This window comes from Paenibacillus flagellatus (assembly GCF_003217775.1).
Classification (GTDB): Bacteria; Bacillota; Bacilli; order Paenibacillales; family NBRC-103111; genus Paenibacillus_AB; species Paenibacillus_AB flagellatus.
Genome location: NZ_QJVJ01000008.1, coordinates 411,953 through 424,627 on the forward strand (window position 1 = coordinate 411,953; position 12,675 = coordinate 424,627).

General features: G+C 60.9%; 11 protein-coding genes. 10 read left to right on the forward strand and 1 reads right to left on the reverse strand.

Features of this window, described 5'->3' with window-relative positions; genetic code table 11:
• Positions 1-23: 23 nt before the first annotated feature.
• From DLM86_RS19445 to DLM86_RS19490, 10 genes are all read left to right on the forward strand, one after another.
• Positions 24-2,678, forward strand: a complete 2,655-nt coding sequence (locus DLM86_RS19445; protein WP_158289574.1) for a glycosyl hydrolase — start codon at positions 24-26, stop codon at positions 2,676-2,678.
• Positions 2,679-2,726: 48 nt separating this feature from the next.
• Complete coding sequence (locus tag DLM86_RS19450) at positions 2,727-5,399, forward strand: alpha-L-rhamnosidase (RefSeq protein ID WP_110841712.1); 2,673 nt, start codon at positions 2,727-2,729, stop codon at positions 5,397-5,399.
• A gap of 104 nt (positions 5,400-5,503) precedes the next feature.
• Complete coding sequence (locus DLM86_RS19455; RefSeq protein WP_342773098.1) at positions 5,504-6,205, forward strand: tetratricopeptide repeat protein; 702 nt, start codon at positions 5,504-5,506, stop codon at positions 6,203-6,205.
• A 135-nt stretch (positions 6,206-6,340) separates the two neighbouring features.
• A complete protein-coding gene (locus tag DLM86_RS19460) occupies positions 6,341-7,021 on the forward strand; it encodes a PspA/IM30 family protein (protein ID WP_110841713.1) in 681 nt (226 codons plus the stop codon).
• Positions 7,022-7,155: 134 nt separating this feature from the next.
• Entirely contained in the window at positions 7,156-7,575 is a 420-nt protein-coding gene (locus DLM86_RS19465) for a DUF350 domain-containing protein (RefSeq protein WP_110841714.1), read from the forward strand.
• A gap of 99 nt (positions 7,576-7,674) precedes the next feature.
• Complete coding sequence (locus DLM86_RS19470) at positions 7,675-8,148, forward strand: hypothetical protein (RefSeq protein WP_110841715.1); 474 nt, start codon at positions 7,675-7,677, stop codon at positions 8,146-8,148.
• A gap of 156 nt (positions 8,149-8,304) precedes the next feature.
• A complete protein-coding gene (locus DLM86_RS19475) occupies positions 8,305-9,645 on the forward strand; it encodes an MFS transporter (protein WP_110841716.1) in 1,341 nt (446 codons plus the stop codon).
• Between the two features lie 60 nt (positions 9,646-9,705).
• Positions 9,706-10,635, forward strand: a complete 930-nt coding sequence (cysK, locus tag DLM86_RS19480; RefSeq protein ID WP_110841717.1) for a cysteine synthase A — start codon at positions 9,706-9,708, stop codon at positions 10,633-10,635.
• A 201-nt stretch (positions 10,636-10,836) separates the two neighbouring features.
• Positions 10,837-11,703, forward strand: coding sequence for an RNA polymerase sigma factor (locus DLM86_RS19485; RefSeq protein ID WP_110841718.1), 867 nt, complete (start codon positions 10,837-10,839; stop codon positions 11,701-11,703).
• A gap of 17 nt (positions 11,704-11,720) precedes the next feature.
• Complete coding sequence (locus tag DLM86_RS19490; protein ID WP_245954720.1) at positions 11,721-12,365, forward strand: hypothetical protein; 645 nt, start codon at positions 11,721-11,723, stop codon at positions 12,363-12,365.
• A gap of 120 nt (positions 12,366-12,485) precedes the next feature.
• Here the strand turns inward: DLM86_RS19490 and DLM86_RS19495 are convergent.
• Positions 12,486-12,675, reverse strand: a 190-nt coding sequence (locus DLM86_RS19495) for an IS3 family transposase (protein WP_158289575.1), incomplete at its 5' end; no start/stop codon positions are given.

The window sequence follows — 12,675 nt, forward strand, 5'->3', positions numbered from 1 at the left end:
AACGAAACGGAGGACGCCGCCTGATGCGAAAAGAGAGATCGCCCCACCCGCTGGCTTCGTTCGATCGTCCGCCGCGGCATCTCGGCACGCTGTTCTGGCTGCACGGAACGGAGAGCGAAGCGGAGCTTCGGCGCACGTTCGAGCTGGCCGTCGGGTCCGGCATCGGCGAATTGACGCTGGAGTCGCGGCCGCACTGGGACTTTTTGGGGCCCAAGTGGTGGAAAGATTTGAAGCTGATTTTATCGTGGTGCGCGGAAGCGGGCATCGACGTGTATTTGTTCGACGAGAAATGGTATCCGAGCGGCGTGGCCGGCCATACGGTACAAAAGCTGGACCCGGCCTTCCTGCGCTCCTCCATCCGTCTGCAGTACGTTCGGTACCGGGGACCGCTTGCCCGAGTAAGCGTCATGCTGCCGTGGACGCAGTCGCCGGCCAATACGATTTTGGCCGCTTACGCGTATCCGTGCGAGCGCGGCGAGATCGATTACGGCCGAGGCGTGCCGCTCGAACTGGCCCGCTCCGATTCGCTGCACATGCACGGCATATTGGACGCGATCCGGTGGGACGTGCCGAAGGGGGAGTGGATCGTCTGCTTCGTGATCGAAGACCGCTCCGACAATTATATCGATCCGCTGCATCCCGGCGCCGTCGAAGCGTTCCGCGAGCGGGTGTACGAATCGTCCAAAATCGAAGTGGGCCATTTTTTCGGCTCCACGGTGAAAGGGTTCTTTTTCGACGAGCCGCTCTACTATAACAAGGAGCATCAAGTGCCGTGGGGGTATAACCTCCGGAACCGGTTCATCGCGAAGAAAGGGTACGATCCGATGCCGTACTTGCCCGCCTTGTGGCTGTCCGAGGAAAGCCCGACGGCGGCATCGTTCGTCTACGATTATTACGAGTTTCTCAACAGCGAATACGCGGAAACGTATTGCCGACCGCTGTACGAATGGTGCGTGGCGAACGGCTTGAAATATATCGGGCATTGGTACGAGCACGAGGCAAGTCCCGCGCAAGGCGAGCGGTACATGTTCCACAACCGGACGACGGAAGGGCCGGGCGATTTCTTCAAAGTATCGCGTTACGCCCACGAGGGCGGAATCGACGTCGTCTGCAACCAGATCATTCCCGGACATCGCAACCGGGACTACTGGGGGCTTCCGAAGCTAGGCAGCTCCGCCGCGCATATTTACGGCTTGAAGGACGATCTCGCTTTGTCCGAAACGTTCGGCGCGTACGGCTGGCACTTGGGGCTGCGCATGATGAAATGGCTGACCGACTGGCAGGCGGTGAAAGGGATCAACCATTTCATCCTGCACACGTTCAATCCGAAGTGGCCGGACCTCGATTGTCCGCCGTACTTTTACGACGGAGGCTTGAACCCGCAATGGCCGTATTTCGGCCACTACGTGAAGTATGCGAACCGGCTCCAGGAGGTCCTGCGGGGCGGACGCCACGTCGCTTCCTTGCTGCTCCTGTACCCGGGCTCGATCGGCTACGCGGGGGACAGCGTGCCCGTGGAGGACGTTCAGCAGATCATGTGCGAGCACCAGTACGACTACGACCTGATCCCGGAAGACGAGCTGGTGCGATCGGTCGTCGCCGAGAACGGCGAATTGCGGCTTCAACGGGAAACGTACCGGGGCATCGTCATCCCCGGCATCGAGTGCATCACCGTACCGCTTCTGCGCAAGCTGATGACGATTCGCGATGCGGGCGTTCCGGTCTTTTTCGCGGACCGGTATCCGAGCCGGCTGATCGGGACGGAGGACCGATCGGAATGGGAGCCGAAGCTTGCAGCGTTCCGGAAGATGCCCTCCGTCTATGTAACGGCTTGCGGCGCCGACCTCCCATCCGCTTGGAAGGACGCCGCCATCGAACCGCAGCTCGCGTTCGAGGGCTCGGGAAGAGATGGGCTTCGCGTCCTTCACCGGATCAAGGACGGCTGCCCGGTTTGGTTCGTGAGCAACGAAAGCATCGACGAGCCCGCGGAAGGCTGCATGACGCTGCCGGATACCGGAGGCGCGCAATCGGTCGTCGCCTGGGAGCCGTTGACCGGGGAGCGGTGGCTTCCCCCGACGAGAACGTCCGGGAGCGGGATCGGCCTGTTCGTCTGCTTGCCGCCGTACCGGTCGGTCGTATTGACGACGCACGACGGCCTTTCCGACGACGAACGGGCTTCGATCGGCCGAATGGCGCCCGCCCCTTACCGCAGCGCCGCTTCGGTCGCGTCCGTGAAGCCGATCGATCCGGAGCGGGTCCGCTTCGAGTGGAGTAAAGGCGAAGAACACCGCGGTTTGAAGCCGTGGCTGGAGCTTGATCCGACGTTCTCCGGCACCGTCGCCTATACGTGGAGCGTCGACGTGGACGCCGACCTGCTTCATTCGCAGCATCGTCTGCTGCTCGACCTCGGTCAAGTGGAGGAAATCGCCGAGGTGGAAGTGAACGGCATGCCGATCGGGCATTCATTCGTCCCCCCTTACCGGTTCGACGTGACGGCGGCGATTCGTCCGGGCGCGAATGCGTTTAGGGTGTCGGTGACCAACGTCGTATCCAACCGGATGAGCGTGGAGCCGCAGCTCGAAAACGCGGCGCCGAACTGGATCAAGCTGCGAAACCAGTTTTCCTTGCGCCGGGAGGGCGGGCTGCTCGGGCCGATCGCGCTGGAGCTGGTGGAGTAAGGCGCGGAGCGCCGCATCATTTATCGTTTGTCATAAGGAGACGGGTGTATGAGCAAAGCTGCGGACGAAGGCGGAGCGGGACTGACGGCTCCGTTTCGGGTCGACTATTTGCGGGTGGACGGCAAGGAGACGCCGCTCGGATTGGATCAAGACGCCTTTCGCTTCTCCTGGCGTCTCGCCGGCGAAGCTCGGGGATTGCAGAGCCGGACGGCGCGAATATGGGTGGCGACGGAACGGCGGCTGCTGGACGAAGGCGAGGCGGACGTATGGGATAGCGGCCCGTTCGCCGGTGAGTCGCTGCATGCCGATTACGCCGGTCCCCGCCTGCAAAGCGCGTCGCGATATTGGTGGAAGGTCGCGGTTTGGAACGAAGCCGGCGAGCGAAGCGACTCGAAGCCGGCCCGCTTCGACACCGGATTGTTCCCCGAGGATTGGAAGGCGCAATGGATTTGGCGGACGACCGACACGTTGACGAACGATTACGCGTATTTTCGCAAAGAAATCGAAGCGAATAAGCGAATCGCATACGCGAAGCTGTTCATGTCGGCGCACAACGTAGCTCAAGTGTTCGTCAACGGAACGAGGATCGGCGGCTACGGCTCCCCGGCCCCGACGAATCCCGACAAGCGGAAATATTACCTTGCATACGACGTCACGGCCGCGCTCCGACAAGGGAGCAACTGCCTAAGCGCGATCGCCCACTATCTCGGCGGCTCGGGCCAAAATTACGTCAACGGCGTACCGGGCTTCCGGCTGCAGCTCGAAGCCGTCTACGAGGACGGAACCGGACAAAGGTGGACGACGGACACGACGTGGGAGACGCTTCAGACTATGCCCCGTTCGGCTGGAATGCCTTATCAGCAAAACCGCCGCATGTCGGCGATCGACGATTACGATGCGCGCAAGCTCGATCCGGCCTGGCAGCTTCCCGGCTTCGACAAGTCGGCGTGCCGCCGGGCGGTCGTCGCCGACGTTCGCGAAGACGGCTGGCCGATGAAATGGCAGGACATTCCCGAAGGGGCGGCCGAGGAGACGATCGTCCCGCGGGATATAACGCCGCCCGGCACTCCGGCGGGAACGCAAGTGTTCGATACCGGCAAAATCGTCTCGGGCTGGCCGCGAATCCGGCTGCCGGGCATTCCCGGCGTTACGGTGCAGATGCGGTATGCCGAGGATCTGGAGCAAAGCGGCTTCGTGAAGCACCACGTATGCAACGAGAAGCAGGAACGCCATTACGACCGGTATACGATGCGCGGCGATGCGGCCGAAACGTGGGAGCCCGATTTGTCGTACAAGGCGTTCCGGTACGTGGAGATCACCGGTTATCCGGACATTCTCGTTCCCGGGGACCACGTGGACATCGTGTTTGCCCATACGGACCTTGCTTGCGAGGGGCGTTTCCGCTGCTCCGACGAGATGCTGAACCGATTGTTCGAGGCGGCCGTACAGACGCAGAAAAACAACGTGCTCGGCCAGACGGTCGACTGTCCGCACCGGGAGCAGGCGCAATATTTGGCCGATTCCGATCTGCAGGCCGAGCTGCTGCTGTACAATTTCGACTCCCATTCGATGCTGGAGAAGGTGCTGGCGGATTTCGCCGATTCGCAGCTGGAGGACGGCACGTTCCCGTTCGTTTACCCGACCAATAACGACCATCCGGATTTTCATCTGCAAATCCCGGAATGGGACCTCCATTATTGTACGTTGTGGTGGAAATTGTATTGGAGCGGCGGCGATATTCGCGTGCTCGAACGGTATTACGACACCGCCAAACGAATGGTCGATTACTATTTCGGAACGGCGGACTCCGAAACCGGGCTCGTGCCGGTCGGCAAAGGGTGGCACATCAGCGATTGGCCGTATCCGACCGTCGATCACGGCTCGCCGTTTTTGACGGTGCAGAACGTCAAGCTGGTTCAGGCGGCGCGCATCGTCGCCGACGCCGCAGGACGGATCGGACGTTCGGACGACGGAGAGTCGTATGCCCGCCTGGCCGACGGGCTCGGCCGCAGCATCGTCCGTTATCTGTACGACGCCGAGCGGAAGCGGTTTGTCGACTGCCTCGGCTCCGCGAACGCCCACCAAGGGGTAAACGGGCTCGCCCTGCATGCCGGTCTGGTACCGGAGGCGGATGAGCGCGCGGTCGCCGAATATGTCGCCGGCAAGGAGTGGGAGGCGCGAACGGTGCTTTCGCTGCCGATGCTGAGGGCCTTATTCGAGTACGGGGAGCCGGAAGCGGCGTTCCGGCTTATCGCCCGGCGGGAATATCCGGGATGGGGCTATATGATCGGGCAAGGGGCGACCACCTTGTGGGAAGGCTGGAACGACATCGAATCGCACTGCCACGCATGGAACGGGTATCCGATCCGTCTGCTCCAGGAATACGTGACGGGCGTTCGGGCGATCGCTCCCGGCTTCGCCGAGGTGTCGATCCGTCCTTTCGTTCCGGAAGGCCTTCGCTTCGCCGAAGCATGCGTGACGACGGTTCGCGGTCCGATATCGGTCCGATGGGAACGTACCGGGCAAGCGACCGGGAGCGTGCTCCGCCTGTCGCTGGACATCCCCGCGTCGACGAAAGCCAAACTGAGTCTGGACCGGGTGCCTATAGCCGGAAGCCTGTCCGTCGCAAAGGAAGGGAGCGCCGAAGCGGCGGCCTTCTCCGGCCGGGAGATGGAGCTGGCATCGGGGAAGTACGAGCTGCTGCTGTCCGGGCGCGCTTGAGCGAATAAAGCCAATATTGGAGGAGCGGTTCCGCGGAATCGCTCCTTCGCTTTTTGACCGGATCGAACCTCCGTCCCCGGGTCCGTGTTCGGCCGGCGAAGGATGTGGTAAGATGGGAAAAGGTGGAGGTGAGGTGCCTGAGTAAATTTTTTTTGTTCGCGCTGATCTGGTGGCTGGTCGGCAATCCGTTTCTGGCCATTATCATTTTGCTTGTCGTGCTGTACCTGCTCGACCGCCGCTTCGTCGGTCTGTCGCCGAGCCTGCTGGCCCCGTACCGTCGCAACCGCAGACTGTCGCGCCTGAAGCGGGATTTGCTGCTCGCCCCCCACAACGCGTCCGCCAAGCTGGAAGCGGCGAGGCTCTACATCGAGAAGGGACGTTACGCGGAAGCGCTCGAGCTGCTCGAGCAGGTCGGGGACGTCTACGACTCGGCCGACGTCGTTTACGAGACCGGGCTTTGCCGACTGAAGCTCGGCCGCATCGAGGAAGGCGAGAAGCTGATCCTGCAAAGTCTGGAAATGAATCCGCGGGTGAAGTACGGCGAGCCGTACTTGCGGCTCGGCGAAACGTTCGCGCCGATCGATCCGGACAAGGCGATCCGGTATTTGGAGCAATTCCGCGGCATGCATTCGTCGTCCGTCGAAGGCTCGTACAAGCTCGGCCGCATCTACGACCGGCTCGGCCACCGCGCCGAGGCGAAGCGCGCCTTCGCCGAGGCGCTGCTCGTCTACCGCGCCCTGCCGCGCTACAAAAGGCGGGCGGAGCGGCGTTGGGCCTTATTGTCCATGAGGCGACAAATTTTTTGAAAAAAAGCGAAGCTGGGTTGAAACTTTGGTTCGACGTGCGCGTATGAAATGGATGTATTCCGAAAACGACGCGTTGATTTTTCGAAACGAACCTGAACCATAAACCGATGCATATTCCGAAGGAGGAACTTTAGAATGGGAATTTTTAAACGACTGCGCGATTTGACGATGGCTTCGATCAACGACCTGCTGGACAAGGCGGAGGATCCGGTCAAAATGCTCAACCAGTTCCTGCGGGACATGGAAGAGGACATCCTTGAGGCGGAAGCCGCGGTAGCGAAGCAAATCGCCATCGAGAAAAAATTCAAGCAGCAAGCCGACGAGGCGGAGGATATGGTTAACCGCCGCGCCGAGCAAGCGGTCAAGGCGCTCGAGCAGGGCAACGAGGAGCTTGCCCGCAAGGCGCTCCAGGACAAGAAGGAGCATCAGGCTCGCTATGACGAGATGAAGCGCCAATACGACATCGCGAAGACGAACGCCGACCAGCTCCGCAACCAGCTGGACGAGATGAAAGACGAATTCAACAAGATGAAGAACAAGAAGGACATCCTGATCGCCCGCGCGGAAGCGGCCAAGGCGCAGAAGCAGATCAACCAGGCGATGAGCGGCTTCGGCACCGACAACGCGGCCAAAGGGTTCGACCGGATGTCCGAGAAGGTGCTCCAGCTCGAAGCGGAAGCCGAAGCGAGCAAGGAGCTGCGCAGCTCGAGCCGCAGCCTCGACGACGAGCTGGCCCAATTGGACAAAAGCGACGGCGTGGACGACGAGCTCGCTGCTCTGAAGGCGCAGCTGGCGGCGAAGAAACAACAGCAATAAGCGGAAACGCCCGAACTGTGATACAATGACTTAAAAAGAGACGACGCGTGCACGTGCAAAATCGGCCTCCCCGGCCGGTTTTGCCGTGTTTCCGAAGTCTCTTTCAGCCATTTCGGGAAAGGCGGCTGAACCTAATGAACGAAGAGGTGGACGTATTGTTGTCGAATCCGTGGTTGGAAACGCTCGCTTTTTTCTCCATCGCCATATTGGCGCTGATCGTGTTCCTGGCGATTTTCGAATTCGTCACCCGCTATAACGACTGGGCGGAGATCAAGAAGGGCAACGTCTCCGTCGCGATGGCGACCGGAGGCAAAATTTTCGGGATATGCAACATATTCCGGTTCGCGATCCTGAACAACGACACGATTTTGCATTCGCTGATGTGGGCCAGCTTCGGGTTCGTCCTGCTGCTCGCGGCGTATTTCATCTTCGAATTTTTGACGCCGGTATTCAAGATCGACGCCGAGATCCAAAAGGATAACAAGGCGGTCGGCCTGCTCTCCATGATTTTGTCGATCTCCATCTCGTACGTCGTCGGCGCGAGCGTGACCTGACGATGAAATATTTGTGGGGAACCCTTCTGGCGCTGGCGCTTGCGTTTGTAGCCGTGGGCGTTTATTATTTCGTTAAATACGCCTGATGGGGGAATACGAATGAGCGATACTCCCGCGGTTTGTCCGTGGTGCCAAATGGAAATCGTATGGGACGAGGAGATCGGTCCGGAAGAGACGTGCCCGCACTGCTTCAACGAGCTGAACGATTACCGCAGCCTGCACGTCCGGCTGGACGGCGACGATCTGGAGCTGACCTCCGACGACGACGACGAACTGACGGAGCTCGGCGGCTATGAGCTGAACGTGCGGAAGCGGCTCGACCAGCAGGAGGACGGCATGGAATGCGTCCGCTGCCAGGACGACATGATTTTGGCCGGCACGATGCAGGTGGACGAACGATCGTTCACGCCCGCCGCTTCATCGGAGACGGCGCCCGCCTTTCTGAAGCCTCCGTTCCGCGTCAATCTGTTCGTCTGCCCGTCCTGCTTCTCGGTAGCCCAAACGCTGTCCGACGAAGACCGGGTCCGGCTCGTGAACGAATGGTCGGCCGCCGATCATGAGGAAGACCGATAATCGCTACGCCCGCCTGCGCCCGCTCCTTTACGGAACGGGCGTTTTTGCGCTGCTGCAAAGTTTTGACAACCTTATTTTGCTCCGCTTTGGGGAACGTTATTACCAGCCGCGAACGCCCAGCGTTTTCAATGGCAATAACGGATACAGGTGAGGCTCATGCAGCGAGACAAACTGCGTTACGGGGAAATGGCCGCACGGGGCGGCAAGGCGGCGTTGACCCGCGAAGGGCGGGACGGTTATTTCGCGGACCGAGACCAGGACCGAAAAGGGGCGGGCGCGACACGTCCGGGGTCCCGGTTCGATTCGCAGACGCGGCTTCTGCTTCTCGTGAACGCGCTGTTCGGCGCGGCCAACGCGCTGTCCGGCACGTTCGTGAACGTCTATTTGTGGAAGGCGAAAAGCGACTTCGCTTTGATCGGCTGGTTTGCGTTCGCGCATCAAGTGACGATGGCGCTTACGTTCTGGGCCGCCGGCAAGTGGGTGAAGGAGCATAACAAGATGAACAGCCTGCGGCTCGGCGTCGCCATCTCCGCCGTCTTCTATACGATCGTTCTTGTTCTCCAGCAGCAGGCGGTGCATTACGTCTGGCTGCTCGGGGCGGTGCAGGGGCTGTCCTCGGGCTTTTTTTGGCTGGCGTTCAACGTCGTCTACTTCGAAGTGACGTCGCCGGAAAACCGGGACCGGTTCAACGGCTGGGCCGGGCTGCTCGGCTCCGGCATCGGCATGATCGCGCCTTGGATTTCCGGCTGGCTCATAACGGGAATGCCCGGCACGAACGGGTACCGGCTTATTTTCGCGATATCGCTCGGCGTGTTCGTCGTCGGGGTCGTCTTCAGCTTTTTCTTGAAGAAGCGGAAAGTACCCGGCACCTACGAGTGGGCGCACGGCTACCGGACGCTGGCTCAACGGCGGGGCCCGTGGAAGACGGTGTTCGGCGCGCTGGTCGCTCAAGGGATCCGGGAAGGCGTATTCGGATTTTTGATCGGACTGATGGTCTATATCGCGACGAGCAACGAGATGAAAATCGGCAACTTCTCGCTCATCACGTCGGCGGTGGCGCTTTTCAGCTTTTACGCCGTCGGCAAATGGCTGAAGCCCGCATACCGCAAAGGGGGAATGATCGTCGGCGTGTTGGCGATGATTCTCGTCATCGTGCCGTTTTTTTGGCAGGTAAGCTATGCGACGCTGCTTGTGTTCGGCATCGGCACCGCGCTGTTCATCCCGCTCTATACCGTCCCGATGACGTCGTCGGTGTTCGATATTATCGGCCAAGACCGGGAGAGCGCGGAGCATCGGGTCGAATACGTCGTCCTGCGGGAGCTGGGCCTCAACTTCGGACGCATGCTCGGGACGCTTGCGTTTATTGCGGTCGTCTCGTGGAGCACCGCGCCGCACGTGATCAATTGGCTGCTGCTCGGCATCGGCAGCTCGCCGCTCCTCGTCTGGCTGCTGATGCGGAACAAGCTGGTTCCGGTTCAATTCGGTAAATCCCGATAACGATACCATGAATTTATGCTATAATGGACGTACACATCAGCCATGGGAGGAACGTACGTCATGACACGGAAAATGGTTCGGAGCGTGACCGAGCTGATCGGCGACACGCCGGCGGTGCGGATCAATCGGCTCGTCGGGGAAAACGACGCGGACGTGTACGTCAAGCTGGAATATTTCAACCCGAGCGGCAGCGTGAAGGATCGCGCCGCTTTCAATCTGATCGCCCAAGCGGAGAAGGACGGCCGGCTCGCGCCGGGCGCCACGATCATCGAGCCGACAAGCGGCAATACCGGCATCGGGCTCGCGATGAATGCGGCGGCGAAAGGCTATAACGCGATACTCGTCATGCCCGACAATATGACGAAGGAACGGATCAACATTTTGAAGGCGTACGGGGCGCAGGTGGTGCTGACCCCGGCGGCCGAGCGGATGCCGGGCGCGATCCGCAAGGCGAAGGAGCTGCAGGAGCAAATACCCGGCAGCTTCATTCCGCAGCAGTTCGAAAATCCGGCCAATCCCGACATTCACCGGGTGACGACGGCGCTCGAAATTATCGAGCAGACCGACGGCAAGCTCGACGCGTTCGTCGCCTCGTCCGGTACGGGCGGCACGATTACGGGGACGGGCGAGGTGCTGCGCGAGCGCATCCCGGGCATCCGCATCTACGTCGTCGAGCCGAAGGGGTCGCCGGTGCTGTCCGGCGGGCAGCCGGGGCCGCACAAGCTCGTCGGCACGAGTCCGGGCTTCGTCCCGCCCATCCTGAACACGGACGTCTACGACGAAATCGTCCAGGTGGCCGACGAGGACGCGATCCGTACGACGCGGGAGCTGGCGGCGCTCGAGGGCATTCTGGTCGGGCCGTCGGCCGGCGCCACCGTTTGGACGGCGCTTCAGGTAGCGCGCAAGCTCGGGAAGGGCAAGCGGGTGCTGTGCATCGCGCCGGATACGGGCGAACGGTATTTGAGCATGGACATTTTCGGTCAAGCGTGAGCCGTTGTCCGATTCCCTTCGGGGGAACCCGCCTATAAGCTGCAAGCCGACTTCGGAGGAAGCCGGCTTTTTTGCTGCCCGGCCGTCGGGATAGGCGCCTTTTCTTTTTTCGTTGCGTAAAAAAAGATTTCCGGCCATGATAGATTCAAGGACGGCACGGGCATCTGACGATTTAGAGGGAGAAGGAAAGGATGGCTGGCGTTGCACGGGAGAGCGGAAACGGCATCGGGATCGGGAAAGGAACAACGAATCGGAATCGGGGCGACGGACGGAGGAGCGGGCGGCGTATCGGCGGAAGCGGTACCATCGGGCGTCCTGCTCCGCGCGCCGACGGCGAACCCATGCGGGGACGAGGAGCGGCGGCTGGTGGAGCGCGCCCGGGCCGGCGATCGCGAGGCGTTCGGAGAGCTCGTGCGGCATCATCGCGCCAAGGCGCTCGGCTGGGCGAACTCGATTGCGAGAGACAGCGCGATGGCCGAGGACATCGTTCAGGATGCGCTGATTCGGGCGTTTCTGCACTTGGGCACCTTGATGAACGCGGATCGGTTCGTCCCTTGGCTGCAGCGCATCGTGCGCAATCAGGCGTATATGAAAATGCGCCGGGGCGGACCCTATGGGAAGGAACGGCCGTTTTCCGGCTTCGGCCGTAGCGGGGGAGCGGGGGATGCGTCCGGCGACGCTTGGGCGGATGCGTCCGAGCCGGACTGGACCGACATCGACCGCATTCTCGTCCGACTCTCCCGCTCCTCCGCCGAGGAAGCGCGCCGGCGCAGCGATCCCGCCTACGCGATGATGAAGGCCGATACGATCCGTTCGCTGCGCGACTTGCTGCACTGCCTCGGGAAGCGGGAGCGGGCGATTTTCGAGGCGCATTTTTTCGGCGAGCTGTCGCCGGCCGAAATCGCCGCTTTGTTCGGGACGACGACCGCGAACGTGTACAATGCGCTGTCCCGTTCCCGAGCGAAAGTGTCCAGGGAGCGGATCCGCGTCTATTTGCACGGATACGTGCAGAAGCGGGCGTCGCTCGGCTTGCCGAAGCGGGTCATCCTGGCTTCTCCTCCGATTTGACGGGGAGGGATTGACGCATGACGACGAACCGGTTCGCGGGGCGCGACTGGACGAAGACGTGGACGACCGCGGCAAGCGCCGTATACGGAGCGGTCAGCTATACGGACAAGAAAGGGTTTACGCTCGTGGACGTGATGGGATTGACCGGTCACGCGTTCCGGCTCAATATCGATCCGGCGGAAGTGAACGTGGCGGGACCGACCTCGTTTCCGGGCGGGTATATCCTGCGCCGCAATTTGTGCAATTTGGGCTATACGAGCAGCATGGGCGAAGCGTCCGTCCCCGTCTCGCCCGAGAAGCTGGAGCGGACGATCGCCCTCGTCCAGCGATCGATCGACAAAGGCTATCCGGCTATCGCGTTCGATTTGTTCACGCCGGAGTTCGGACTTCTGTACGGCTACGACGACGAGAAGCAGCTGTTTTACGGGAAGGACGTTTCCCGGGAAGGGACGATCTCGTACGCGGATTTCGGCCACCCGAAAATCCATGTGCTGTTCCTCGTCACGATCGAGGACAGCTTGCCCCATTCGAAGTACGAGATGCTGCGCATGGCGCTCGACATGATCGTCGACCATGCGCGCGGGCGGGAATGGACGCACGTCTTCAAGGACCGGTACGCGATCGGTCTGTCGAGGTGCTGGAATGGCTGCTCGGCTTCATGAAAGCATATCATTCGGACATTTGGATTCATTAAGACCCGCTGCAGGCGGACGCGTACCGGAACGACCGGGCGCGTCTTGAACTGCACCCCGTCAAGTAGACAGTACAAATAAGTAAAAGAATTAGACGGCTTTAGTCCAATATTCCTTAGGACTGAGGCCGTTTAATTTTGCCTGTATTCGCTGGTTCGTGTAAAAGTAAATATAGGCGTCAATGGCTTTCTCCAGTTCCTCGAACGTATGGTATGAGTTCAGATGATACATCTCGCACTTCAAGGTCCCCCAGAAGGCTTCCATAGGTCCGTTGTCAATG